Raw genomic sequence first — 25211 nt, forward strand, 5'->3', positions numbered from 1 at the left:
TTTGTATGAAAATGAAAGAAACCTTACAACTAGGAAAAACAAGTTTTCCTATGCGTGGGAATTTGCCAAACCGTGAAGGTGAATGGCAAAAAGAATGGGAAGAAAATCAAATCTATCAACAAAGACAAGCGTTGAATGAAGGCAAACCAAGCTTCATTCTTCATGATGGGCCTCCGTATGCAAACGGAAATATCCATTTAGGGCATTCTTTAAATAAAATTAGTAAAGATATCATCATCCGTTCAAAATCAATGTCTGGTTTTCGTGCGCCGTACGTTCCCGGTTGGGATACGCATGGCTTACCGATTGAGCAAGTGTTGACGAACAAAGGGATCAAAAGAAAAGAAATGACGATGGCTGAATATTTGGAAAAGTGTCGTGAATACGCCCTTTCACAAGTAGACAAACAGCGAGAAGACTTTAAACGTCTAGGTGTTGCTGGTGATTGGGAAAATCCTTATGTCACTTTAGATCCTTCCTATGAAGCTGCACAGATCCGTGTGTTTGGTAAAATGGCTGAAAAAGGATATATCTATAAAGGATTAAAACCAATTTACTGGTCACCATCTAGTGAATCCTCATTAGCTGAAGCTGAAATTGAATATAAAGATGTCAAATCTCCTTCAATCTACGTCGCCTTCACTGTGAAAGATGGCAAAGGTCTTTTGGAAGAAGATACTGCTTTCGTTATTTGGACAACTACACCATGGACATTGCCAGCTAACCAAGGGATTGCTGTAAATCCAACATTTACGTATGTCTTAGTAGAAGCTGATGGTCGCAAATTTGTCGTTGCCAAAGATTTGATGGAAACGGTACAACAAGCAATTGGCTGGGAAGCAGTCCAAGTCTTAAAAGAATTTGCAGGACAAGAGATGGAATACATGACAGCGACACATCCATTCTATGATCGTGAATCTTTAGTGATATTAGGAGATCATGTGACGCTGGATGCCGGTACTGGATTAGTTCACACTGCACCTGGACACGGGGAAGATGACTATATTGCAGGAAATCGTTACAAATTACCTGTTGTTTCTCCCGTTGATTCTAAAGGTGTATTTACTGATGAAGCTCCTGGATTCGAAGGAATCTTTTATGACAAAGCAAATCCAATGATCACGGATCTATTAAAAGAAAAAGGTGCCTTGTTGAAATTGGATTTCTTCACCCATAGTTACCCACATGACTGGCGTACTAAAAAACCTGTCATTTATCGTGCAACACCACAATGGTTTGCTTCAATCAATGATTTCCGCCAAAACATTCTTGATGAAGTGGAAAAAGTTGATTGGATCATTCCATGGGGAAAAACACGTCTTTACAATATGGTACGTGATCGCGGCGATTGGGTCATCTCACGCCAACGTGCTTGGGGCGTCCCACTACCAATCTTTTATGCTGAAAATGGTGAAGCAATCATTACACCTGAGACGATTGAACATGTCGCTGAATTATTTGCGGCCCATGGCTCAATCATTTGGTTTGAAAAAGAAGCGAAGGACTTACTACCTGAAGGCTTTACGCATCCAGGATCACCAAATGGCGAATTTACTAAAGAAACAGATATCATGGACGTATGGTTTGATTCAGGTTCTTCTCATGAAGCAGTTTTACGTCAACGCCCTGAGTTATCTTTCCCAGCAGATATGTACCTTGAAGGCTCCGATCAATACCGTGGTTGGTTCAACTCAAGTATCACAACAAGTGTCGCGATCAATGGTGTTGCGCCATACAAAGCAGTTCTATCACAAGGGTTCACGTTAGATGGAGAAGGTCGAAAAATGAGTAAATCATTAGGCAATACGATCGTTCCAGATAAAGTGATCAAACAATTTGGTGCGGATATTCTACGTCTATGGGTATCTAGTGTGGACTACGAAGCAGATGTTCGTGTGTCTATGGATATTTTAGGTCAAGTTGCTGAAGTTTATCGAAAAATCCGAAATACGATGCGTTTCCTATTAGCAAATACGGATGATTTTGACCCTAAGAAAGATGCAGTAGCGTATGAAGATCGTCGTTCAGTTGATAAATATATGACAGTTCGTTTAAATCAAGTCATCAAAGAAATCCGTGAAGAAGGATATGATAAGTATAACTTTATGCAAATCTATCGCACAGTGATGAATTTCTTAACAGTTGATCTTTCTTCTTTCTATCTTGATTTTGCAAAAGATGTTGTTTATATTGAAGCAGAAAATGATCATCAACGTCGTTGTATGCAAACTGTTTTTTATGAAACAGCTGTTTCATTAACAAAATTACTGACACCGATCATTCCTCACACAACAGAGGAAATCTGGTCCTTCTTAAAAGAAGAGGAAGCTTATGTTCAATTAAGTGAGTTACCAGGATATGTTGAATATCCTAACCAAGATGAGTTATTAGATACATGGGCGGCCTTCATGGATTTCCGTGATAAAGTCTTAAAAGCACTAGAAGAAGCAAGAAATAGTAAATTGATCGGAAAATCATTAGAAGCAAAATTAACGATCTATCCAAATCAACAGGTGAATCAATTATTGACAGCAGTTGCTGCTGACATTCCTCAATTATTGATCGTCTCACCAGACTACTTTACGGTTATGCCAGAAAACATTGAAGCGCCTGAAAATGCTTTAGTCTTTGATGATGTAGCGATTTTAGTCGAAAAAGCAGAAGGTGAAACATGTGATCGTTGCCGTCAAATCCGTAAAGATGTTGGAACTGATGAAAAATTACCACACTTATGCGGACGTTGCGCACAGCTTGTTGAAGAATTCTATCCAGAAGCAGTCGCAGAAGGTTTTGAATAGAAGTTAGTAAAAAACAACCAAACACATCTTGTGTTTGGTTGTTTTTATTACATCAAAGAGTATTTTTAAGCGAATAGCAAATGATTGGTCACTAATCCAATTTACCACGTTCACGGTACCAATGATCTGGTTGCCAGATCCATTCGAACCCGTCTTTTTCTAAAAGCTCGAATGCTGCTTCAGGACCCATAGAACCAGCTTTATAATTCGGGAAATCTGGTTGTACTTGATCCCAAACTTGGCGGATCACGTCAACGATATGCCAAGATTGTGCGACTTCTTCCCAATGAGAGAAGTTGGTGCTATCACCGTTCAACGCATCTAACATAAGCTTTTCATACGCTTCAGGACTATTTTCGACCATTTCAGCACTATTGCGATATTCCAGTTTGATTGGATCGGTGGCGAAGCCTTGACCAACTTTTTTTCCATTTAATGTAAATGAAAAACCTTCTGTTGGTTGAATATAGATAGTCAAAACATTTGGTGGTAACGTTGGATCACTACAAGGTTCGTCGATCGATGTTTTAAATACATTGACAGGTACTTGTTTAAAGACAATATTGATTCGTGTACCTTTTTCAGTAAGACGTTTCCCAGTACGTACATAAAACGGTACGCCAGACCAACGGAAATTATCGATCGTGAATTTTCCAGCAACAAATGTTTCAGTTGTTGATTCTGGATCAACGTTGTCTTCTTCACGATAGCCTTTGAATGTCTGATCATCTAGTTGACCTGCAGCATATTGCCCACGTACAAAATTTTCTAAGACTTCTTTTTTTTCATAAATACGAATCGCTTTTAACGCTTTGATTTTTTCTGATCGGATTTCTTTTTCGGAAAAGGCAACGGGGGGTTCCATCGCAAGTAATGCTAATACTTGAAGGATATGATTTTGGACCATATCTTTTAACGCACCACTGTGGTCATAGTAGCCGCCACGATCTTCAACACCTAAACTCTCACCAAAAGTGATTTGGATGTTGTCAATGTAACGATTGTTCCATTGAGACTCAAAAATATTATTGGCAAAGCGAATCGCAGAGATATTTTGGATCATTTCTTTACCTAAATAATGGTCAATACGGAAAATATCGTCTTCTGGAAAGACTTGTCGAATTTTTTCATTCAATTCAAAGGCTGAATGGAAATCAGAACCAAAAGGTTTTTCGATAATCAATCGATTGAAGCCAGTTTCAGTGATGATTTTCTGAGATTTCAAATGTGAAACGATCGTACCGAAAAATTGTGGAGCCATGGCTAAATAGTACATTCGATTACCATTCAAGTGGTATTTTTCATCTAAACGATCAGATAATTCTTTTAATGTTTGGTAATGAGAAGAATCATTGACATCATGAGATTGGTAATAAAAATGGCTAGCAAATCGTTCGGCTTCTTCGGCAGAAGGATTTAATGTTTCGATTGTTCCTTTAACCACTTCACGATAGTGTTCATCACTCCAAGGACGACGTGCTGTACCGATCACAGCAAAATGTTCGCTCAAGTTGCCCTTTTTGTATAAACGAAAAAGGGAAGGATACAATTTACGTTGTGCTAAATCTCCTGTACCGCCAAATATAGTAAATAATACGTTTTTTTCATTCATTATTTGGGTAATCTCCTTTACAGTTTATCAACAAAAATTGTGCTGGCGGCTTTAAAGCTGACAGGAATTTTTTTAGTTTTATTTTGGATGGTGATTGGTCCTTCATAGGCCGCTACATCAGTGATTTCATAAGTTTCATCAATATTGACATCGATTGTGACTAAATAGTCTAATAATTCCTTTTCATCAAGGACACGAGCAATCCGAATTTTGGTACCGACTGGGTAGGATTCCAGTGTTTGACGACGCTCTTCATGGACAACCTGTTCCTTTTTAGGGATAATGCCTCCATGTGGGCAATGTTTAGGATGATTTAAATAACTTTCTAAATGATCCGCAAGCTGTTCAGAAGTCACATGCTCAAGGACCTCAGCATCGTCATGAACCTCATTCCAGTTGTAATCTAAATGTTCGACTAAAAAAACTTCCCATAATCGATGTTTACGTATCAGGCTACTTGCTTTTATCAGTCCGCTATCAGTCAATTGTACACCTTGGTAAGGAGAGTGTTCGACTAGTTTTTCTTTAACGAGTTTAGAAATCATTTCGCTTACTGAAGCAGGTGACACTGCTAGGCTAGAAACGATTTGTTTATTATTGACTTTTGTTGTGTCACCGCCTAATTCCAGAATGATTTTTAAATAATCTTCTCGGTTTGGTGTCATATGCGATCATCCTTTCATGGTAAGAAACCATCACTTGTAAGTGTAACAAAAAAAACACAAATTGACTATTTTATGAGAAAAAAATAGGACGGAAATGTCGGTTTTTTTATTTTTCGTATTCCATCGTTTGTCCATCTTTCTAAGTAGTTATTTGAGATGTGTAGTGATCAAATAGCCGCTAATTGAAAAGTACTTTGCTCTTATCATAGCATAATTTGTTCGATCGTTGTGACCTAGAGGAAATTGCATGGATGAAACTTGTAAAACGAGACAAAGGGTTTAGAAAACAGCAATTTTCTAAACCCTTTGTCTCGTTTTTATAAAAAAGAAGTACGTTAATGAAGTGATTGGCAGTGTATCATCTACTAAGCTAGGATAATCATGATTTTTTTGATAATAAATAAGCGGAATCATTTGCTTCATCGTACAATAACATGTCGTTGTAAGAAAACGTTAGGTAAAAGCCATACTGATCTCTAACTATCAATTTTTCGGAGGTAACTTCGACTAATAGTGTTCCTAAAGAACGGTCATCAAGCCAAAAAGAATAATCAGAATGGATGGTCAGTTCATGGTGTGTTTGGCTGGTATCCGTAAATGACCAAGTTCCACAGTATTTATTCAAATGATCGACCTGTGCTTCTTTCTTTTTATGATCGAGTACTTTTTTTCCAGCAAGTGTTGCGATACCGGCAAGTAGGATATAGATGATTCTTTTTTTCATTTTTTTCCACTCCTTTGTCTTCATTTATGATAAAAGCATATTTTGCTTATTGTTCCTTTTCTTATAGTTTACTAAAGAAAGTGCATGATTTCTCTAAGACTTTCGACTGGTTTTTCAAGTGTTTTTAGTAAAAATATGGTAGGATACAGTAGTAGGGAGACAGGTGATGACTATTGGACTACCAAGATGTTGAAATTGCTTACTTCATTGAACGACCAAATCGCTTTATTGCTTTTTGTTTGAACAAAAAAGGAGAAGTAGTCAAAACTCATGTTAAGAATACAGGTAGAGGCAAAGAGTTGTTGCTTCCTGGTGCAGAGGTGGCGTTAGTACACATTCCTGGAACAAAACGTAAAACTGCCTATGATCTAATTGCTGTAAAAAAAGAGCAGCAGTGGTTCAATATCGATAGTCAGTTACCAAACCGATTAGCGATTGATGGAATTTTAGATGGGACGATCCACTTACCAAATTTAAATGGTGATATTGAGTTCTACAAACGTGAAGTGACCTTTGGAAAGTCTAAATTCGATATTTATTTAGAAACAAGTTGTGGTCAAAAAGCATTTGTAGAAGTCAAAGGGATGACCTTGGAAAACAAAGCAATAGGTGCTTTTCCCGATGCACCGACCATTCGTGGACTTAAACACGTCAATGAATTGATCCGCGCGCATCAAGAAGGCTATGAGACCTATATTCTTTTTATTGTACAATTTGAACACTTGCATCAAGCAACGATCCATGAACAGATGCAACCAGAATTAGCCACTGCTTTTCGTTTTGCTCAACAAGCAGGTGTTCAAGTAATCGTATATAATTGTCAAGTAACAGAAAAACAAGTGGTATTGAAACAAGCAATCCCATTTGACCTAAATACAGTTTTTGAAGATCCTAATTTATAGAAAGAAGGCGTAAAGATGATCCATTTAGGTATAATCGGCACAAATTGGATTACCCATCAATTTGTTCAAGCAGCATTAGCGACACGTAAGTATGAATTAACAGCTGTTTATTCAAGACATTTAGAAAAAGCGCAACAATTTGGCGCAGAATATGAAGGCGATATCGCATTCGCAACAGATTTAACTGTTTTTTTTGAGTTAGAACACATGGATACGGTCTATATTGCTTCGCCAAATAGTTTGCATTTTCAGCATGCGAAGCAAGCAATTTTGGCAGGGAAAAATGTGATTGTAGAAAAACCGGCATTTAGTACACCAAAAGAAATGGAAGAGATCATTCATTTGGCAAACCAAGAGAAAGTCTTTTTCTTTGAAGCCGCGCGAAATATCCATGAAGCTGGGTTTAAAAAAATTGCAGAATTTTTACCTTTGAAAGATGAGATCATTGGCGCAAATTTCAGCTATATGAAATATTCTTCTCGTTATGATCAAGTATTAGATGGGGAAGAACCGAATATTTTCTCTCCGCGTTTTTCAGGTGGAGCAATGATGGATCTCGGCGTTTACCTTGTCTACGCAGCTGTAGGTTGGTTTGGCAAGCCGCAAGAAGTCCATTATTTCCCTAGAAAAATAGCTACAGGTGTTGATGGATTAGGTTGGGGGATCTTGCGCTATGCTACTTTTGATGTAGCAATCCAACCGGGCAAAATTGGTGATTCATATCTACCTTCCGAGATTTATTTTGATAGTGGAACAGTGATCATGAATGGCGTCAATGCAATTGAGCAAGCAGAGTACCATGATCGTAACCACGAACAAATTGAAAAATTAGAGATCGTAGCTTCTGAAAATCCAATGAGTGAAGAGGCAGAAGATTTTGCGAATGTGATCATGAACCCTAAAGATCCACAATGGGGATTACAGTATGAAGAATGGGTCGAACTTGCACGAAACGTGAATCAAGTCGTTTATGATTTGCGAATCAGTGGTGGGATCGAATTCGATGCAGATAAAGAGGGAACTGAGTAATGACTGATTTTGTAAAACATTTTCCAACTAATTGGCAAAATAAATGGGAAGAAAAAGGGTTCACTGTCCCATCGTTTATCCAACAAGAAGTATTCACTGACTTAAAAGAAGGTAAAAGCTTGATTGCTGTTTCTCCAACCGGTTCAGGTAAGACCTTAGCTTATCTATGGCCTTTACTATTGAATGTGAAAAAAGGAGAGGCAAGTACCCTATTGATCCTTGCTTCTTCGCAAGAATTGGCGATCCAAGTTGCTGAGGTCACCCGTGAATGGGCAAAAGATTTAGCAATCTCTGTCCAATCTGTTGTGGGCGGTGCAAATGTCAAACGCCAAATCGAAGGACTAAAAAAGAAACCGGAAGTATTGGTAGGCACACCAGGTCGTGTATTGGAGTTGATGAAACAAAAAAAAATAAAGGCTCATCAAATCCAAACAATCGTATTTGACGAGGCAGATCAACTTTTTGATGAAGGAAATCGACCATTTATTGATCAAATCATTCATCAAGCGCCAACCGACTACCAATTAGCTTTCTTTTCAGCAACAGCCGATCGTTCCATCCAGCAAATCGAATCATTGACAAAACAATCGCTGAAAGTGGTCGACGTTACTAAAATGGATGATTCAAGGAAAGGACTTAGTCACTATTTTATCCGTGTTCCTGCTCGAAAAACAGAGGACTATCTAAGACGATTAGCCCATGTGGAAGGTTTCCAAGGTCTTGTTTTTTTCAACCAGTTGAGTGAGTTAGGCATGATGGAAGAAAAAATGAGTTATCGAGGAATCCGCGTGGCGAGTTTAGCATCTGACCAAAACAAGCTGTTACGAAAAGCGGCATTGAATCAATTCAAAGAAGGCAAAATCAGCATGTTGTTATCAACGGATGTAGCTGCTCGTGGGCTAGATATCGCGGAACTGCCTTATGTTGTCAATGTCGACGTTCCAATGACAGAAGAAACATATTTGCATCGTGCAGGTAGAACTGGTCGAATGGGGCAAGAAGGACAAGTCATCACCTTTGTGAATGAACATACACTAAGAGACTTAAAAAAAATGGCTCGACAAACAGAAACAGAACTCACTGAATTATTTATTTATGGGGGAGGCTTACAGACAGAAGCCCCTGAAAAAGCCCCAACAAAAATGCTCCCAAAAAAGAAAGAATTAGGAAAAAAAGAAGCAAGTGAAACAGTTACAAAAAAAGTTGCTTCTTCTCCTAAAACAAAACACAAAAACAAGCATAAAAAAGATAAAAATAAAGGAGCAAGGCGCAAATAAGCGCCTTTTTGTGTTATTATATTGAAAATGGAAACAGGTCGTTTGGTTAAAGGAGAGTTATCATGAACGAAAGACAGGAAGAAATCTTGGATTTACTTACGGAAAATCATAAAGGATTGACAGCAACGGATGTTGCGAAGCAATTAGAGATTGATCGTAGTAATGCAAGTCGTTATCTAAGTGATTTATATAAAGCGCATTACATCGTGAAAAGCACTGGCAGACCTGTAGTTTATTCTATGCCTCCCAAAAAAACAGCTTCAGATAAAGTTCATGTGGACGCTTCTACACAAGTCACTTTTGAAACCCTAGTAGGGGAGAATGAATCATTAAAAGTAAGTATCCAACAGGCTAAAGCAGCGATTTTATATCCGCCAAGAGGATTGCATACGATTATTTTTGGGGAGACAGGAACAGGGAAATCGATGTTTGCTGAATGTATGTACCATTTTGCAATCGATTCGGAAATGCTTTCTCCAGATGCCCCATTTATTTCATTTAATTGTGCAGATTATGCGCAAAACCCACAGTTGTTGTTTGGACATATCTTCGGAATAAAAAAAGGTGCTTATACAGGTGCAACACAAGATAGCCAAGGTTTGATGGCTAAAGCAGATGGGGGGATCTTATTTTTAGATGAGATCCATCGCTTACCTCCAGAAGGGCAAGAGATGCTCTTCACGTTTATCGACAAAGGCGTTTATCGCCCATTAGGGGAGAGCGCACAAGTCCATGAGGCGTCTGTTCAGATCATCGGAGCAACGACAGAATCATCTGAAAGTTTTTTGACGACATTTAACCGCAGGATACCGATGGCAATCACTTTGCCAAATCTGGCCTCTCGTTCATTAGATGAGCGGTATGAAATCATTTCCTTGTTTATCAAGCAAGAAGCGAATCGTTTGAATCAGCGGATCGATATTGAAAAAGAAGCGATTTTAGCTTTTATGTTATACGACGCAGAGGGAAATATCGGGCAAGTGAAACGTGACCTGAAATTAGTCTGTGCTAAGTCATTCCTTCATTATCGTATGCACCAAGAAGAAAAATTAGTCATTCGAAAAGAAGAGTTATCCCTGCAAGTCCAAAAAGGATTATTACGAATCAAAGAAGTCCCTGAACGATTAGATCGCTTCATGGATAGTAAGAGTCAATATTTGACATTTGAGCCAGGATTCGCTGATGTGGTTTGGTCTCGGGACCCAGAAAGAAACATGCAAGTGTACAATGATATTGAAGAAAAGGTGATGTCACTTTCTGAAACGGGTGGCGAAAATATTGATCTTGAGGCGTTGATCTCGAAAGATGTCGATGCCTATTTTCAAACGTATGTAAAAGAATTGACGAAAAGTACGATCCCTAAAGATTTACTTCCAGAAGACATCTGGCGTTTGACAAATGAGCTATACGATGTTGCTGAGAAACGACTAGACCGAATCTATAACCAAAAAGCACGCTTTGCCTTTGCCTTACATTTGCAAAGTACATTGGATCGTGTGAAAGATGGACATATGATCGTTCATCCAGACTTGAATAATATACGAAAGAAGTTCAAAAAAGAATTTCAAGTTGCAATCGATTTGTCTACGATCATTGAAGAAGATCAACAAGTAGAGATACCATTTGATGAAATTGGCTTTATCAGTATGTTTTTATCGATCAACCTCGGAGAAAGTGAACCAGTCAAAGAAAATAAAGTCGACGTGTTAGTCTTGATGCACGGGCGACAAACCGCTTCAAGTATGTTGGAGATGGCGCAAGCTTTACTCGGAACAACGATCGGTCAAGCGTTCAATATGCCATTAGAGATGGAAGTTCAATCCATGTACGAAGAAGTATTGAAATATGTAAAGAATCGTCAAAGCAATTTAACAAATGGGTTGATTTTACTGACTGATATGGGTTCACTGAATACATTCAGCGATTTGATCTATGAAGAGACGGGGATACGTACAAAAGCAATTACGATGACCAGTACCATGATCGTCATCGAAGCAATCCGGATGGCAAATGTTGGTAGAAGCTTAGAAGATATCTACCAAAGTATCCAAATGTCTTTTGAATCGATTGTCAAAGATCAATTTAAAATCGAAAAGCAGGAAATGAACGAACGGAAAAAAGCAGTGATCGTGACTTGTTTTACTGGAGAAGGGGTGGCAGCAAAACTGTATCAACGAATTGTGCCCGTTATCAATCAGGATAAAGTTGAAGTGATCCAAATGCAGTTTTTGGAACGTGAATCATTTAAACGCCACATTGATGCGTTATTGGAAGAATATGAGATCAAGGCGATTGCCGGAACTGTTGAGGTAGATTATCAAAATATCCCATTCTTCTCTGCCTATGACGTATTCGATGATGAAAAACTCAATACATTGAAACGCATCGCAGATGACGAAGTTCCGACAGCGAAAATTGTTGATTCATTAAAAGACTCATTGAATGCGATATCATCTGTTGAGCGTTTGATTCAAGCTTTGCAAAAAGCGGTCCAACAAATCCAAACAGACTTATCGATCATCGTTGAACCAGGTGTGGATACGGGTATCGTGATCCATGTTGCTTTTTTGATTGATGGTCTAATCAAACATGAAAAATTGCGTACATTTGATGATTTCCCCATTTTTGCAAAAATGTATCGCTTAGAAATGGATATTGTTCGAACGAATTTGATCGGGATCGAACGTAAATATGGTGTGAAAATCCCAGAACATGAAATTGCTTTTATCACACAAATGTTTATAGAAAATAAAATAAAAAAATGATTGAAATTACACAGTGTACACACTAACGATTAGTGTGTACACTGTGTTTGCTTGATTAGTGTTGTGAAAACGCTATTTTACCTATTTAGTGTTTGGCATGCTTCTTGCATTATAGTTATAGTGTAAAACCAAATTTAAAGGAGTGGAAAAAATGGATAAAAAAACAATCATGTTAGTATGTTCTGCAGGAATGAGTACAAGTTTATTAGTAACAAAAATGCAAAAAGCAGCAGAAGAAAAAGGAATGGAAGCAGATATCTTTGCGGTTTCAGCTTCAGATGCTGACAATAACCTTGAATCAAAAAATGTAGATGTTCTATTATTAGGTCCACAAGTTCGCTTTATGAAAGCACAATTTGAACAAAAATTAGCGCCAAAAGGAATTCCATTGGATGTTATCAATATGCAAGATTATGGCATGATGAACGGTGCAAAAGTACTTGAACAAGCTGAAAAATTAATGAAATAATCAATCGTGAAGCTGGAGGTAGAATAGTGGAAGATCAACAAAATCTAGAAGCCATCATGGGATTGATCATGTATGGTGGAAATGCAAAAAGCGATGCAATGGAAGCGATTTCCGCGGCGAAAAAAGGAGATTTTGATTTAGCGGAGCAAAAAATCCGCGATGCTGAAGCCTCTCTGGTAGAAGCGCATCATTCACAAACTCAAATGCTCACGCAAGAAGCACAAGGAAATCATATGCAAGTAACGCTGTTGACTGTGCATAGTCAAGATCACTTGATGACATCGATCGCATTTACAGACCTTGCAAAAGAAATCATTGATTTATATCGTAGAACTTACGTTGAATAACCATAACACTTCTTTTTTGAACGGAAGAAGAAAAAAATTTTTGAACGGATTTTTTTAATTTGGTATAAGGAGTTATTCTTTATATAAAAACTTATAGGAGGAAGTAATAATGAATGGATTAACAAGTTGGATGGAAAAATACATCCTTCCAGTTGCCGGAAGAATCGGCGCGCAAAAGCACTTAGTGGCATTGCGTGACGCTTTTATCGGTACGATGCCTGCAACAATGGCTGGATCAGTAGCTGTAATGATCAACGCAATTATTCGTGATTTACCACAGCAATTTATTAGTACGTATGCTGACAGCTTAGCAGCAGACAAAGGTTTTTTTGCTGTATTGAATGTGATCATCGGCATCAATGGGTTCGTTTGGAATGGTACCTTAGCGATCGCCGGACTGATCTTTGCCTTTTCATGGGGATATAATTTAGCCCGTGCATATGGCGTGAATGATTTAGCAGGAGGGATCGTTGGTTTAGCAACACTGATCCAAGGAATCGCTTTTGGCCCGTCATTATCAGCTGCATTGAATGTCAATGTTCCACAAAATGTGGCAGATGCGATTAATGGCTCGGAAATTGGGGCAACGATTGCTGATGGCACTCTATCAGTTGGTTTGTGGGGATGGTTGAAATTAGATCATTTAAACGGTAACGCCTACTTTACAGTAATGATCATGGGTGCAATCTCTGTTATCATTTTCTGTAAATTGATGCTTGCTAATATCACGATCAAAATGCCTGACTCAGTACCACCCGCAGTTTCTAAAGCATTTGCAGCAATCCTACCAGCAACGATTTCATTATATGTCATCGCTATCATTAATTATGTTGTTGGACGTGTGGCAGATGGTCAACTGATCATTGATTTAGTACAAAAATATATTGCAGAACCTTTCTTAGGCTTATCACAAGGTATTGGTGCTGTATTAATCGTTACGATCTTCGTTCAGATTTTCTGGTTCTTTGGTATCCATGGTCCGAACGTATTAGCACCAGTATTAGAAGGTATTTGGGGTCAAGCACAATTGATCAACATCGATATCTTCCAAAAAGGTTACAATGGCAAAACAGGAACACCTGCAGTATTAGATGCGATTGAAGATGGTAAAGCTTACATGTGGGTACGTGGCTCATTTGATGCGTTTGCATGGTTTGGTGGATCAGGTGGAACAATCGTTCTATTGATCGCTATCTTACTATTATCAAAACGTGCAGACTACTTGACTGTAGCAAAACTTTCGATTGGACCTGGTATCTTCAATATCAATGAACCAGTGATGTTTGGTTTACCAATCGTCTTGAATGCGATCATGTTTATCCCATTCTTGGTTGCGCCGGTTGTTGCAACAACAATTGGTTGGGTAGCTACTTATCTAGGATTAGTCGCACCGGTATCCCAACAAGTGACTTGGGTCGTCCCACCGTTCTTGCTATCGTTCCTTGCAACAGGGGCAGACTGGCGGGCGCCGATTGTCACATTAGTATGTATGGTTGTGACCTTCCTGATCTGGGCACCATTTGTGATGTCAGCAAATAAAATGGATCCAGCAGCAGGAGAACCTAAATAATCAGTTGAAGTAGGGGCTATGGGCGATGACGATCCGTCAAATCCCTAGCCCTCGCTTCATTCGAGTGAAACTAAAAGTAATCAATAAAAAAAGAAAAGAGGAGAACAAATGATTTCAATCGCTAGTGCTATGCAACAAGATGCAATCAAAGAATTATTAGAAGGATACAACGAAGAAGGCATGACCTTTACATTCAAAGAAAAACAAGGAATCAAATTATTCTTTGAAACAAGTGCAGAAGATAAAGAAGCAGCTGCCAAAACAGCAAAAGAATTGATCAAAGCGCAACCATGGGGCACGGTATTATATTTCCAAGCAGCAGCAGTCTAAGAAACAAGATAAGGGTGGTTCAAATGATAAAAAATGGATTGTTTTTGTGTAGTATTGGTTCACTGATCATACTATATAGTTTAAATCCGGGAACACAACAATATGACATTTATAGTATGGTCACTGGGTTGTTTTTTGCAGGACTAGGGATTTACTTCTTTTTAAAAGGTAAGAAAAAAGAAGAAGCAAAGGAGAAAAAGAACTAATGGAAATAATTAAAACACTAAACATTCCGGCATCGTTTTTCTATGATAAAGTGATGGATTCTGTTCTTTTTGATGTCCGCAAAGCCACTGGGAAATCAGTGACACGCAAACAATTAAAGAATCTTGAATACGTCAAACAATTCTCTCAAAATAATCGTGCACGCATTATCATTGAGGAAGTCATTGATAACCAATCTTATAAATTTCGTACCTCAACGACTAAAAATGATTTTGTCGTTCATTATCAAATCAAACCAATTGATGAAAAATCGTGTGAAGTCCACTATACAGAACAAATGGAATCACACGGTATGTTGCAGAAAATGAATGATATGATCTTAGGAACGATGTTGATGTATTTTAAAAAGAGACGTTTTAAAAAGATGCTAGGGATGATTGAAGAATCCTATTAAAAGAGGATGGTAAATCAAATCGTCCATCCAAGAGGATAACTAATGATCAAAATAAGAATAAGTTGTGGAAACAACGTTTGGATCAAAAAAATGAAGCGCTAAAAACCAAAATCGTTTGTTCTATTTTGGCTTTTTAGCGCTATTTTTTGTAAATCATTTTTTGAGAGATACTACTTTGTGAAAGTAATGAAGGTCCGCTTGCTATTATAAAGAAAATAATAGTACAATTGGTATAGATATTTAAAGGGAGAAGGGAAAGTATGACGAATGTTATAAAAGAATTAGGGAACCAAGCGCTAGAAGAAATGTACGCTTTAGCAACCTATGCTTTTAATTCACAAGATACAGACGAACGACGTGAACGATTTAAAATGATTGTTGAGAATTCATGGAACTACGGCTTTTTAGATCCAGAGGGCCATTTGACAAGTCAAGTAATGGCCACACCTTTTTCAGTGGATTTCTATGGAAAAAATTACTTGATGGCTGGGATTGGATACGTTGCTTCCTATCCTGAAGCGCGAGGACAGGGCGGTATCAATCGGATCATGGAAAAAATCCTTGAAGACTGTCGAGAAAGAAATGTCACGCTGTCTTATCTAGCACCATTTTCTTATCCTTTTTATCGTCGCTATGGCTACGAACAATTATTTGATCGAATCAGCTATGAGTTGGCGAGCCGTGATATGCCAGCTGTAAAGAAAACAACTGGTTATATGAAACGGACAAGTTTTGAAGAATCAGTGGATGCCATACGATCCATTTATACAAATATGCCGGAGAGTACGCGAGGCGGTTTGGTCCGAGAAGAATGGTGGTATTCCTACAAGTTTAAACAACGAAAAGAGAATCAATATGCACTGTATTACGACCGTGAGGGGAATGCTACAGGCTATGTCGTTTATAAATTAGCCGCCCCTACATTTATCATCGTCGAAATGGGTTATCTGAATCATGAAGCATTGAAAGGATTGATGCGTTTCATTGGTTCGCATAGTGGCGCATTTGATTCGTTTGAGTATACATGTGGTTTTTCTGGCTACAGTAAAAATTATTTATTGGATAATCCATTTGCTAAAACCACGATCACGCCTTATATGATGGGGAGAATCGTAGATGTTGAGAAATTTATGCAGACTTATCCATTCCGACATGCAATCAACTTTTCTATCCATGTGACAGAAGATCCGTATGCAAAATGGAACGAAGGATTTTTTGATATTTCTTATGTCAATGGAGTACTTGAAGTAAAGAAAGTCCAACAGACAGAATTACCTGTGGTCAGTGGAACGATTCAAAGCTTGACACAATTATTGTTAGGATATCAAACAGTTGAAGAGCTTGATTTCCATGAAAAAATCAAAGTAGAAGGCGCATTGGTGGCTGAACTTAGTCAATCACTGCCTAATCAACAACCAATTCTCAATGATTATTTCTGAGTAAAGACAATCAGATGATAGGAGGAACATAGAAATGGAAGCAATGACGAATTGTCAAAGTTGTGGAATGCCACTTGATTCAGTTGAGATTTTAGGGACAAACAAAAACAATAGCAAGAGTGAAGAATATTGCATTTACTGCTACAAAGATGGCGCATTTTTAACTGATTGTACAATGGATGAAATGATTGAAGAGAGTGTCCAGCACATGAATGAATCAGGCATGCTGAAAGAACAAGGCAAGACAAAGGAAGAAGCACGTGAATTCATGCATCAATTTTTCCCAGATTTAAAAAGGTGGAAACATCAATAAAGTTTATTCCAATAGCAAAAAATGGATGCTACCTCATTATCGAATAAAATGACTTCACATAATGTATTTGGTAATAAGTAAAAAATGGAATTTTATTTTTGTCGCTATTTTTTAAAAAGCAGAAATATAATAGGGGATTGTGACTTGAGGGATCTCATGATTATTAAAACTGAATAAACAGTGTCCATAAGAAATAAGCCCGTCTCCCAAAATACAAGAACAAATTTCTGGGGAGCGGGCTTATTTCTCGGAGCTGAACATCACTATCACAAACTCATGATAAGTTTAAGACGTTCCTGACTGGAATCGAACCAGCGACCTATCGCTTAGGAGGCGATCGCTCTATCCTACTGAGCTACAGGAACAAGCATCAATACTATTATTTTAGCGCTTTGAAGGCATACATGCAAGCTGATTTTTAGAGCAAAACGTTTCCAATAAAGGAATCCTGAGTGGTAGAATGAGGGTAATAAAGGGGGTTTTGATTATGTCTGATAAGCCAAAAGAAGAAGTAATTGCAGAACGTTTAGATGAAGCAAAAAGAGAACGTGAAGAAATTACGAAAGAGGCAATCCAAAAACACGAAGAAGAAAAACCTGTAGAAAAAGAAAGTCGCAAATTTACGTTTACTAAAAAAGAAGATTTATTATAAACATATCTATGGAAAAACAAAAAAAGTTCTGGGATTTCCAGATCTTTTTTTGTTTTATTATTACGCCCAGTCGCCATTTCTGAAGATCGGTACGCGTGAGCCATCTTCGCGGATACCATCAATATCCATTTTATCTGAACCAACCATGAAATCCACATGCGTCTGGCTTCGATTCAAGCCTGCAGCTGCCAATTCTTCATCGGTCATTTCTGTTCCACCTTGCACACTAAACGCATAGGCTGAACCAAGTGCTAAATGGTTTGAAGCATTTTCGTCGAATAATGTGTTATAGAAAATGATACCAGATTGTGAAATCGGTGAAGGATCAGGAACTAGAGCAACTTCGCCTAAACGACGTGCACCTTCATCGGTATCTAGTAGTTTTGCCAAGACTTCTTGTCCTTGTTCCGCTGAAAAATCAACGACTTTACCGTCTTTAAATGTAAATTTCATTCCAATAATGGTCGTTCCTGCATAACTTAAAGGTTTCGTACTTGAGATATACCCATCCACGCGATGACTATCAGGTGCGGTGAAGACTTCTTCTGTTGGCATGTTTGCCATGAATTTTTCATCACGAGCATTATAGCTTCCAGCGCCTTCCCACAAGTGATTTTTCGGCAAGCCAATTACGATATCTGTCCCTGGGGCAGTATAATGTAAAGCTGTAAATTGTTCTTTGTTCAATTCTTCTGCTTTTGTCGCTAGTTTTTCATCGTGATTTTTCCAAGCAATTACAGGATCAGATTCATAAATGCGAGTCGTTTTGAAAATCTCATCCCATAATGCGTCGACTTGTTCTTCCCCTGGTAGATCAGGGAATACTTTTGCTGCCCACTGTTTCCCAGCAGCTGCGACAACTGTCCAACTTACTTTATTTGATTGTGTCGCTTTTCTTAGATTCATCAATGCTTTTCCAACTGCTGATTGATAAGTGGCTACACGATCATTGTCAACTCCTGCGAATGCATCTGGATCAGAAGAAACAACGCTGATTCTGCTCGCACCTTTTTCAATCCAATCATCTGCTTGATCGATTTTATATTGTGGAACTGTAGAGATTCGATCATCTGCAGCGTGAGTCAAGAATTCTTTTTGAATGATATCATCTGTCCATTGAACGATCACCTCATCTGCACCTAATTGGTAAGCCTCTTTCGTGATCAATCGGGCTAATTCCGCTTGCTCTACATTGATTTGTAAGACTACTGTGTGCCCTTTCGATACATTGACCCCTGTTTCTGCAATTAAACGGGCGTATTTTTTTAAATTAACATTAAAATCAGCTAACATAATTAAATTCCTCCTCATCGTATTTTTTGTAATTCCTCATTGTATGATAACATTTTATTAGAAGTGAAACAAATAAACATCTGATAAAATAATCATTTGTTTTTAATTAGAAAACACAAAAAAGCGTTGATATCCGAGTATAATGACAGAAAAATTTGTAAAAAATAAAAAAACAAGTTTTGCTTATTGAAAAAAAATGGTACAATAGTATTAATCAATGGTGGAAGCGTTATAAAAAATTTCAAGGAGATTAGAAAATTATGGCAAGAAAAAAAACGATAACAAAGGAGCAGATTTTGGCAGCCGCCTATGAAGTTGCTGCCAATGAAGGATTTTCAAAATTCACTGCGAGAAACATTGCAAATAAAATGAACTGTTCTACTCAACCAATCTATCTAGAGTTTAAAAATATGGATGATTTGAAACACGCGCTATTTGAGCAAATCTACGATTATCTAAAATACGAAGTCTTTCCTGTAGAACATACCGGCAATACGATTGTCGATCTAGCGTTGAATTACATCCATTTCGCAAATCGTGAAAAGAAATTATATAGCTCACTTTACTTGGAAGAGTATGGCGGCGGAAGAGAGATGCAAAATTTCTCCTATAATTACTTTATGGACGTAGTGAAAGAAGATCCAAAATACATGGACTTGTCAGATGATAAACTAGTCTCGCTTCACAATGGGACTTGGATCATTGCAACAGGTATCGCAACTTTGATGTCATCGAATATCATCCATCCGACGGATACACAAATCGAGAAGATGATCCAAGACAGCATCAATGCCATTTTAAGCTTAAAAGATCCGATTGAAGTAGACTGATCTGCTTATTTGAAAAATTGATCGACCCCATTTGATAGTAATGCCTTGATTTACAAAACGTAATGCTTCTAAATAAAAAGAAGGATGTGGTAAACACATCCTTCTTTTTGTGATTAAGATAACATGGATACAAGAGATTTTGCGAACGCTTCAAGATTTTCAATATCTTCTTCCTCAGCGTTTAAATCAACTTTCACGCTTTCGGCACCTTTAACAGCACCAGTTTTTGCAAAGGCAGCATCAAAATCGTCCACTGACTTACAAAACTCATCATAGAAAGTATCTCCAGAGCCACACACACCGTAGATTTTTCCAGGTAATTCAAGTTCTTGTAAATCTTCATAAAAATCAACGATTTCGTCCGGTAGATCACCGTCATCGTATGTATAAGTAGCAACTACGCAAATATCTGCTTCTTGAAAGTCTTCTGCATCTACTTGTGTGCATTCATTGATTTCAACATCGATATCCATATTTTCCAGAGCCTCTGCAACAATATCGGCGATTTCTTCCGTGTTACCAGTCATACTTGCATAAACGATTTTTGCTAAAGCCATAAGGCGCCTCCTAAATTTTAATGAATAGCATTTCAACAACTACCAATTATACCAAAAGTTTGAGAAAAAGGAAGCAAGATTTATAAAGGTACTATGGGATTTGGCTAAATACTTCCTACTATGTTAAAATAAAAAGGATTTGTAAAAAGGAGACGAGAATAGATGATAACATTAAAATCAGCACGTGAGATCGAAGCAATGGCAGAGTCTGGTGCATTATTAGCAGATGTCCATAAAAATCTGCGAGACTTCATTAAACCAGGAGTAACTAGTTGGGATATCGAAGTATTTGTACGTAATTATATCGAAAGTCATGGCGGAGTCGCTGCCCAAATTGGATTTGAAGGATATGAATATGCGACGTGTATCAGTATCAATGATGAGATCTGTCATGGTTTTCCTCGGAAAAAACCACTTAAAAGTGGCGACTTAGTGAAAGTGGATATGTGTATTGACTTAAAAGGCGGAATCTCTGATTCTTGCTGGGCATATGTGGTGGGTGAATCCACACCTGAAATTGATCGATTGATGGAAGTGACAAAAAAAGCACTATATATCGGCATTGAGCAAGCGCAAGTTGGTAATCGTATTGGGGATATTGGTCATGCGATCCAAACGTACGTCGAAGGAGAAAATCTAGGAATCGTACGAGACTTTGTTGGACATGGAGTAGGACCAACGATCCATGAAGAACCAACTATTCCTCACTATGGTGAACCAGGTAAAGGATTACGTTTAAAAGAAGGTATGGTCATTACGATCGAGCCAATGGTCAATACAGGAACATGGAAAATGAAAATGGACCCAAATGGTTGGACAGCTTATACCAGAGATGGTGGATTATCTTGCCAATATGAACACACATTGGCTATCACCAAAGATGGTCCAAGAATCTTGACTTCTCAAGGTGAAGAAGGAACTTATTAAGTTCTTCTTTCAACGAACAGTTTGCAAACTGTTTAATTAAATGGAGAAAGTTGTGGATGACCTTCTTCTTCAAATAATGGATAAAAGTTGTAGGAAAGCTAGTAACTAAGATAGTAGGGTGGCAATTGGAAAAATATATCTATTATTTTCTGGTTTGCCACCCTTTTCCTCAGTGTTATTAGCTTTTTTTACAACCTAGATAAACGGTGTTCGAAAAGCTGACCTTCAACATTAAGCTAAAAAATCAAAAAATATGGGGAGCTATTTTCTGATTTTCTATCTTACTGCTCAGGTCAAAGCGCTTTTCTCACAACCTTGAACAGGAGATTACTATGAATATTTTGAATAAAATAAAACAACATAAGAATTTAATGCGTTTTATTGAGACGACGCAAAAGAGGATCGTTGATTCTGAAATGGGAACGACTTCAGTAGTTGTGGCTTATTATTTACTCTTATCTTTGTTTCCATTGATTATTGCGCTTGGAAATATTCTACCGTATCTTCAAATCGATCAAGAAACTGTCTTGACTTATATTCGCCAAGTGATTCCTGAAACGATCTATCAGTTTATTGGACCGGCGGTAAAAAATTTGTTGACACAAAGTTCTGGTAGTTTGTTGTCATTGTCAGCTATTGCAGCTTTATGGTCAGCTAGTCAGAGTATCAATGCATTACAGATTGCCATGAATAAAGCGTATGGAGTTGAAAATAGAGAAAATTTCATCATTGTCCGTTTCTTTTCCTTAATAGTTATCATCTTGTTCATGATTGCGATTAGTGGTGTCACTTTAGTGCTTGGATTAGGACAAATGATTTTAGAGGCGACTCAACCGATCTTTAAAATACCTGTAAACTTTATTGACCAATTCCAAACATTGAAATGGCCGATTACTTTGGTGGCTTTATTTGTGATCATGTTTATGATTTATTGGATTGTACCAAACGCGCAATTGAAATTTAAAGCAGTGATTCCTGGTGCTGTATTTGCAACGACTGGTTGGATGTTGTTGTCACAAGTTTTTGGAATTTATGCTCGTTATTTTGCAACGCGTGTGAGCGGTTATCAAATCATCGGAAGTTTTATCGTTTTGATGCTTTGGTTAAACTTTGCTGCGACGATCATTATTCTTGGTGGAATCATCAATGCTGTTGTGCAAGAGTACATAACAGGAAACGAAATAAAAGAACGAAGAAGCATCACATCAACATGGCTTGGTAAACTAAAAAATAAATTTTCTCAAAAAAAGAATTAGAAACACGAGTTCTTATTGTAAAATAGCGACAGTGTTTTATAATTATTAATGACTCTTTAAATAAAGTAGGTGCCCGTATGCTGGTTTCTTTTAGTATTGTAATAAAGATTTTTTTGACAATTTTATTGTCTTTGATATTGACCCCCATTTTTAAAATAATTTCAGTTCAAACTGGAATGGTCGATAAACCGAATGAACGACGAATAAACAAAGTGCCGATGCCTTCAGCTGGTGGCTTACCTATCTTTGTTTCTTTCGTGATATCTAGTTTGTTTTTATTCAAAGATATCATCCCTAAATTTTATATTCTACCTATATTATTGGCTGCGTCCGTCATCGTATTGACCGGATTACTTGATGACAAATATGAACTTTCACCTAAGCAAAAAAGTATTGGTATTTTATTAGCGGCTTTGATCATCTATTTTGTCGCTGATATCAGGATCGATTCTTTTACCTTACCGTTCTTAGGATATATCCAATTAGGTTGGCTTAGTTTTCCTGTCACCATTTTTTGGATTTTTGGGATCACTAATGCAGTCAATTTGATTGATGGTTTAGATGGCTTAGCAGCAGGGATATCTTTGATTGGCTTGATGACCATTGGTATTATTGGTTACTTTTTTTTACATGCCTCAACAGTTTATATACCTATAGTTATTTTTTGTTTAGTCGCAAGTATCATCGGCTTTTTTCCTTACAATTTTTATCCTGCCAAAATTTATTTAGGGGATACAGGTGCACTTTTCTTAGGCTTTATGATGGCGGTTTTATCATTGCAAGGATTAAAGAATGTTACTTTCGTTTCATCGATTTCTTTGTTGATCATCATGGGGGTACCTGTTACAGATACTTTTTTTGCAATCATTCGTAGAAAAGCGAATCGAGTATCATTTTCTACGGCAGATAAGAAGCATTTGCATCATCGATTGCTCGCTTTAGGCTTTACCCATAAAGGAGCTGTTTTGACGATCTACTCCATCGCTTTGATGTTTTCATTTACTGCAATGATCATGAATTATACGGGAAGTCTTGGAACGATTGCTTTGTTCTTAGTGATGCTATTTGCTGCTATTTTATTATTTGAATTGATCGGATTGATCAATGAAAAATACCAATTCATTCTAAAAACATTACGGTTTTTAGGGAATAAAGAATACCGTACACAAGTGATGCAGAAATACTTTAAGAAATGGAAAAGACCTTAATGGAGAACAATAAAAAAAAGCCGATTTTAATTAGCATTGTGACAGCAAATAGTAAAAAAATATTCCAGACATTAGATACGATCATTGCGACGATCGGTGAAGAACCGGCAATTGAATTTCAAATTTTTGATAATAACTCGACACCTGAATACCAAGAACGATTACGCGAATATTTAAAATATCCGTTCATGAATATTTATTTCAATAATGAAAACCGAGGCTTTGGATTTGGTCATAACCGTACCTTGCTCCAAAGCGCTGCAAAATATGCGGTGATTTTTAATCCAGATATTTTAGTAGATGAGCAGACGGTGATCGACCTGGTTGCGCTCTTAGAAACGCATCCTGAATGTGCGATGTTGGCACCTAAAATCTTGAATGAAGATGGGACGACTCAATACTTGATTAGACAGCGTTTAGCTCTATTCGACTATGTACTACGTTTCATTCCTTTCAAATTTGTCAAAAAAATGTTTGATCGGCGATTGAATCGCTTTGAATGTCGTGATTTGCCAGAGGATCGTGATTCTTATGTGCGCATGATTTCTGGTAGTTTTATGGTAGTAGATGTTGCGAAATTTAAATCAATCAATGGGTTTGATATTCGCTACTTTATGTATTTTGAAGATAATGATCTTTGTTTAAGTTTTGAAAAAGCAAACGAAAAGATCCTTTATACGCCACGTTATAGTGCCATCCATCTATATGGAAAAGGGGCGCATCGTAACTTCAAACTTTTTCGAATATTTTTAAATTCAATGATGAAATTCTTCCATAAGTGGGGGTGGACTTTCTTCTAATGACACCAGAAATAGCAGTAGTGATCGTATTGTATCACCAAAAAATCAACCAATCGCCTTCTTACGATTATTTAAAAGCAGCTATCCAAGCTGGGACAGTGGAGTTAGTTATTTTTGATAATAGTCCTGTTGCACATGCTGATGTGCTTTATTCAGAAAAGAACGTCCATTATCATCATGATCCAGCAAATCCAGGCCTAGCGGTTGCTTACAATTATGCAATTGACCACATTTCAGATACGGTACAGACACTTATAACATTAGATCAGGACACTCAGTTAGGTACTGATTATTTGGAAACTGTAGCCGAACTCACTTGGACAAAGGAGCGAGTAGCTGCGGTCCCCTTAGTATTTTCTGGTACAAAACAAATCTCTCCGGTGTGGGCAGACCACTATATCAATCGCCACTTCGAAGTGATCGAAGAGCCAGTAGTAACACGTCAACGGATTATGGCAATCAATTCTGGCGCGGCATTCTCGCTCACATTTTTAAGAGAGATCAATGGCTATAATACAGTGTTCCCACTCGATTTTTTAGATCATTGGCTTTTTTGGCAAATCAAACAATTAAACAAAGAAATTGTAGTTTTAGCCACTAGCATGACTCATGATCTCTCAATATTAGATTATAAAAAAGTTAACGTAACACGCTATCAGTCGATATTGGCTGCTGAGTCGATCTTTTACCAAGAATACGACCGTCAGCATTTAATGCAACATCGGAAGCAGTTAGTATTAAGAATGACAAAGCAATTTTTGACTGTCAAGAATCGTCAAATCTGGCGAATGACTTTACGTTCGTTTGTTGATAATTGGAAGGTGTGAAA

Annotated in this window: 25 protein-coding genes and 1 tRNA gene; 20 read left to right on the plus strand and 6 right to left on the minus strand. The window is 37.6% G+C overall.

Features of this window, described 5'->3' with window-relative positions; genetic code table 11:
* Window positions 1–5 precede the first annotated feature (5 nt).
* Window positions 6–2798, plus strand: coding sequence for an isoleucine--tRNA ligase (gene ileS / locus IGK01_RS04060; RefSeq protein ID WP_096081432.1), 2793 nt, complete (start codon window positions 6–8; stop codon window positions 2796–2798).
* A gap of 91 nt (window positions 2799–2889) precedes the next feature.
* Here ileS and zwf read toward each other — a convergent pair whose 3' ends face one another.
* The 3 genes from zwf to IGK01_RS04075 form a co-directional block, all read right to left on the minus strand.
* Window positions 2890–4413: a glucose-6-phosphate dehydrogenase gene (zwf, locus tag IGK01_RS04065; RefSeq protein ID WP_194179777.1), complete on the minus strand. Its 1524-nt coding sequence runs from the start codon at window positions 4411–4413 to the stop codon at window positions 2890–2892.
* Between the two features lie 14 nt (window positions 4414–4427).
* Complete coding sequence (locus IGK01_RS04070) at window positions 4428–5075, minus strand: metal-dependent transcriptional regulator (RefSeq protein ID WP_010735969.1); 648 nt, start codon at window positions 5073–5075, stop codon at window positions 4428–4430.
* A 379-nt stretch (window positions 5076–5454) separates the two neighbouring features.
* Window positions 5455–5799, minus strand: a complete 345-nt coding sequence (locus IGK01_RS04075; RefSeq protein WP_010735968.1) for a DUF4828 domain-containing protein — start codon at window positions 5797–5799, stop codon at window positions 5455–5457.
* Between the two features lie 173 nt (window positions 5800–5972).
* On the opposite strand from IGK01_RS04075, the gene sfsA reads away from it, so the two are divergent.
* The 12 genes from sfsA (at window position 5973) to IGK01_RS04135 (ending at window position 16859) form a co-directional block, all read left to right on the plus strand.
* Window positions 5973–6701: a DNA/RNA nuclease SfsA gene (gene sfsA, locus IGK01_RS04080; RefSeq protein ID WP_224434603.1), complete on the plus strand. Its 729-nt coding sequence runs from the start codon at window positions 5973–5975 to the stop codon at window positions 6699–6701.
* Window positions 6702–6716: 15 nt separating this feature from the next.
* Window positions 6717–7730 carry a Gfo/Idh/MocA family protein gene (locus IGK01_RS04085; protein ID WP_010735966.1) on the plus strand — a complete coding sequence of 338 codons (1014 nt, stop codon included), beginning with the start codon at window positions 6717–6719 and terminating at the stop codon, window positions 7728–7730.
* The gene (locus tag IGK01_RS04090; protein ID WP_010735965.1) at window positions 7730–9007 is read left to right on the plus strand and encodes a DEAD/DEAH box helicase; all 1278 of its coding nucleotides are present in this window, start codon (window positions 7730–7732) and stop codon (window positions 9005–9007) included. Before IGK01_RS04085 ends, IGK01_RS04090 begins: the two co-directional genes overlap by 1 nt.
* A 62-nt stretch (window positions 9008–9069) precedes the next feature.
* Entirely contained in the window at window positions 9070–11772 is a 2703-nt protein-coding gene (locus IGK01_RS04095) for a sigma 54-interacting transcriptional regulator (RefSeq protein ID WP_371740637.1), read from the plus strand.
* Window positions 11773–11923: 151 nt separating this feature from the next.
* Window positions 11924–12241: a PTS sugar transporter subunit IIB gene (locus IGK01_RS04100; RefSeq protein WP_438840506.1), complete on the plus strand. Its 318-nt coding sequence runs from the start codon at window positions 11924–11926 to the stop codon at window positions 12239–12241.
* Window positions 12242–12267: 26 nt separating this feature from the next.
* Window positions 12268–12588, plus strand: a complete 321-nt coding sequence (locus IGK01_RS04105; protein WP_010735962.1) for a PTS lactose/cellobiose transporter subunit IIA — start codon at window positions 12268–12270, stop codon at window positions 12586–12588.
* 109 nt (window positions 12589–12697) lie between these two features.
* Window positions 12698–14158, plus strand: a complete 1461-nt coding sequence (locus IGK01_RS04110) for a PTS sugar transporter subunit IIC (RefSeq protein WP_010735961.1) — start codon at window positions 12698–12700, stop codon at window positions 14156–14158.
* A gap of 108 nt (window positions 14159–14266) precedes the next feature.
* Window positions 14267–14488 (plus strand): hypothetical protein, encoded by a 222-nt coding sequence (locus IGK01_RS04115; RefSeq protein ID WP_010735960.1) that lies wholly within the window; start codon window positions 14267–14269, stop codon window positions 14486–14488.
* Between the two features lie 23 nt (window positions 14489–14511).
* Window positions 14512–14694 (plus strand): DUF3188 domain-containing protein, encoded by a 183-nt coding sequence (locus IGK01_RS04120; protein ID WP_010735959.1) that lies wholly within the window; start codon window positions 14512–14514, stop codon window positions 14692–14694.
* Complete coding sequence (locus IGK01_RS04125) at window positions 14694–15107, plus strand: DUF3284 domain-containing protein (protein ID WP_010735958.1); 414 nt, start codon at window positions 14694–14696, stop codon at window positions 15105–15107. The genes IGK01_RS04120 and IGK01_RS04125 overlap by 1 nt, the downstream gene beginning before the upstream one ends.
* Before the next feature lie 260 nt (window positions 15108–15367).
* A complete protein-coding gene (locus IGK01_RS04130) occupies window positions 15368–16546 on the plus strand; it encodes a GNAT family N-acetyltransferase (protein WP_023519360.1) in 1179 nt (392 codons plus the stop codon).
* Window positions 16547–16580: 34 nt separating this feature from the next.
* Window positions 16581–16859, plus strand: coding sequence for a zinc ribbon domain-containing protein (locus IGK01_RS04135; RefSeq protein ID WP_096081434.1), 279 nt, complete (start codon window positions 16581–16583; stop codon window positions 16857–16859).
* Window positions 16860–17150: 291 nt separating this feature from the next.
* Here IGK01_RS04135 and IGK01_RS04140 read toward each other — a convergent pair.
* Window positions 17151–17224 (minus strand) — tRNA-Arg (locus IGK01_RS04140).
* 122 nt (window positions 17225–17346) lie between these two features.
* Between IGK01_RS04140 and IGK01_RS04145 the strand changes: the two genes are divergently transcribed.
* Window positions 17347–17511 (plus strand): hypothetical protein, encoded by a 165-nt coding sequence (locus IGK01_RS04145; RefSeq protein WP_010735955.1) that lies wholly within the window; start codon window positions 17347–17349, stop codon window positions 17509–17511.
* Window positions 17512–17571: 60 nt separating this feature from the next.
* On the opposite strand, the gene IGK01_RS04150 is transcribed toward IGK01_RS04145, so the two are convergent.
* Window positions 17572–18804, minus strand: coding sequence for an aminopeptidase (locus IGK01_RS04150; RefSeq protein WP_224434605.1), 1233 nt, complete (start codon window positions 18802–18804; stop codon window positions 17572–17574).
* A 260-nt stretch (window positions 18805–19064) separates the two neighbouring features.
* Between IGK01_RS04150 and IGK01_RS04155 the strand changes: the two genes are divergently transcribed.
* Window positions 19065–19634, plus strand: coding sequence for a TetR/AcrR family transcriptional regulator (locus IGK01_RS04155; protein WP_438840507.1), 570 nt, complete (start codon window positions 19065–19067; stop codon window positions 19632–19634).
* Between the two features lie 113 nt (window positions 19635–19747).
* Here the strand turns inward: IGK01_RS04155 and IGK01_RS04160 are convergent, their stop codons facing one another.
* Complete coding sequence (locus IGK01_RS04160) at window positions 19748–20191, minus strand: flavodoxin (RefSeq protein WP_010735952.1); 444 nt, start codon at window positions 20189–20191, stop codon at window positions 19748–19750.
* Window positions 20192–20353: 162 nt separating this feature from the next.
* Here IGK01_RS04160 and map point away from each other — a divergent pair, with 162 nt between their 5' ends.
* From map to IGK01_RS04185, 5 genes are all read left to right on the plus strand, one after another.
* Window positions 20354–21118 carry a type I methionyl aminopeptidase gene (gene map, locus IGK01_RS04165; protein ID WP_019722607.1) on the plus strand — a complete coding sequence of 255 codons (765 nt, stop codon included), beginning with the start codon at window positions 20354–20356 and terminating at the stop codon, window positions 21116–21118.
* Between the two features lie 332 nt (window positions 21119–21450).
* On the plus strand, window positions 21451–22374 hold the full coding sequence (locus tag IGK01_RS04170) for a YihY/virulence factor BrkB family protein (protein WP_438840508.1): 924 nt from the start codon (window positions 21451–21453) through the stop codon (window positions 22372–22374).
* Between the two features lie 77 nt (window positions 22375–22451).
* Window positions 22452–23582 (plus strand): MraY family glycosyltransferase, encoded by a 1131-nt coding sequence (locus IGK01_RS04175; protein WP_010735949.1) that lies wholly within the window; start codon window positions 22452–22454, stop codon window positions 23580–23582.
* Entirely contained in the window at window positions 23582–24382 is an 801-nt protein-coding gene (locus IGK01_RS04180) for a glycosyltransferase (RefSeq protein WP_438840509.1), read from the plus strand. Before IGK01_RS04175 ends, IGK01_RS04180 begins: the two co-directional genes overlap by 1 nt.
* Window positions 24382–25209, plus strand: coding sequence for a glycosyltransferase (locus IGK01_RS04185; protein ID WP_438840510.1), 828 nt, complete (start codon window positions 24382–24384; stop codon window positions 25207–25209). Before IGK01_RS04180 ends, IGK01_RS04185 begins: the two co-directional genes overlap by 1 nt.
* Window positions 25210–25211: the final 2 nt, after the last annotated feature.

Origin of the sequence: Enterococcus sp. AZ080, assembly GCF_051714945.1 — a bacterium.
Lineage (GTDB): Bacteria > Bacillota > Bacilli > Lactobacillales > Enterococcaceae > Enterococcus_B > Enterococcus_B pernyi.

What these genes read in the sequence shown, in the direction of transcription:
- ileS (WP_096081432.1), top strand. Translation starts at nt 6, where the DNA reads ATGAAAATGAAAGAAACCTTACAACTAGGAAAAACAAGTTTTCCTATG.
- IGK01_RS04070 (WP_010735969.1), bottom strand. Translation starts at nt 5,075, where the DNA reads ATGACACCAAACCGAGAAGATTATTTAAAAATCATTCTGGAATTAGGC.
- IGK01_RS04075 (WP_010735968.1), bottom strand. Translation starts at nt 5,799, where the DNA reads ATGAAAAAAAGAATCATCTATATCCTACTTGCCGGTATCGCAACACTT.
- IGK01_RS04085 (WP_010735966.1), top strand. Translation starts at nt 6,717, where the DNA reads ATGATCCATTTAGGTATAATCGGCACAAATTGGATTACCCATCAATTT.
- IGK01_RS04090 (WP_010735965.1), top strand. Translation starts at nt 7,730, where the DNA reads ATGACTGATTTTGTAAAACATTTTCCAACTAATTGGCAAAATAAATGG.
- IGK01_RS04095 (WP_371740637.1), top strand. Translation starts at nt 9,070, where the DNA reads ATGAACGAAAGACAGGAAGAAATCTTGGATTTACTTACGGAAAATCAT.
- IGK01_RS04100 (WP_438840506.1), top strand. Translation starts at nt 11,924, where the DNA reads ATGGATAAAAAAACAATCATGTTAGTATGTTCTGCAGGAATGAGTACA.
- IGK01_RS04110 (WP_010735961.1), top strand. Translation starts at nt 12,698, where the DNA reads ATGAATGGATTAACAAGTTGGATGGAAAAATACATCCTTCCAGTTGCC.
- IGK01_RS04115 (WP_010735960.1), top strand. Translation starts at nt 14,267, where the DNA reads ATGATTTCAATCGCTAGTGCTATGCAACAAGATGCAATCAAAGAATTA.
- IGK01_RS04120 (WP_010735959.1), top strand. Translation starts at nt 14,512, where the DNA reads ATGATAAAAAATGGATTGTTTTTGTGTAGTATTGGTTCACTGATCATA.
- IGK01_RS04125 (WP_010735958.1), top strand. Translation starts at nt 14,694, where the DNA reads ATGGAAATAATTAAAACACTAAACATTCCGGCATCGTTTTTCTATGAT.
- IGK01_RS04130 (WP_023519360.1), top strand. Translation starts at nt 15,368, where the DNA reads ATGACGAATGTTATAAAAGAATTAGGGAACCAAGCGCTAGAAGAAATG.
- IGK01_RS04135 (WP_096081434.1), top strand. Translation starts at nt 16,581, where the DNA reads ATGGAAGCAATGACGAATTGTCAAAGTTGTGGAATGCCACTTGATTCA.
- IGK01_RS04145 (WP_010735955.1), top strand. Translation starts at nt 17,347, where the DNA reads ATGTCTGATAAGCCAAAAGAAGAAGTAATTGCAGAACGTTTAGATGAA.
- IGK01_RS04150 (WP_224434605.1), bottom strand. Translation starts at nt 18,804, where the DNA reads ATGTTAGCTGATTTTAATGTTAATTTAAAAAAATACGCCCGTTTAATT.
- IGK01_RS04155 (WP_438840507.1), top strand. Translation starts at nt 19,065, where the DNA reads ATGGCAAGAAAAAAAACGATAACAAAGGAGCAGATTTTGGCAGCCGCC.
- IGK01_RS04160 (WP_010735952.1), bottom strand. Translation starts at nt 20,191, where the DNA reads ATGGCTTTAGCAAAAATCGTTTATGCAAGTATGACTGGTAACACGGAA.
- map (WP_019722607.1), top strand. Translation starts at nt 20,354, where the DNA reads ATGATAACATTAAAATCAGCACGTGAGATCGAAGCAATGGCAGAGTCT.
- IGK01_RS04170 (WP_438840508.1), top strand. Translation starts at nt 21,451, where the DNA reads ATGAATATTTTGAATAAAATAAAACAACATAAGAATTTAATGCGTTTT.
- IGK01_RS04175 (WP_010735949.1), top strand. Translation starts at nt 22,452, where the DNA reads ATGCTGGTTTCTTTTAGTATTGTAATAAAGATTTTTTTGACAATTTTA.
- IGK01_RS04180 (WP_438840509.1), top strand. Translation starts at nt 23,582, where the DNA reads ATGGAGAACAATAAAAAAAAGCCGATTTTAATTAGCATTGTGACAGCA.
- IGK01_RS04185 (WP_438840510.1), top strand. Translation starts at nt 24,382, where the DNA reads ATGACACCAGAAATAGCAGTAGTGATCGTATTGTATCACCAAAAAATC.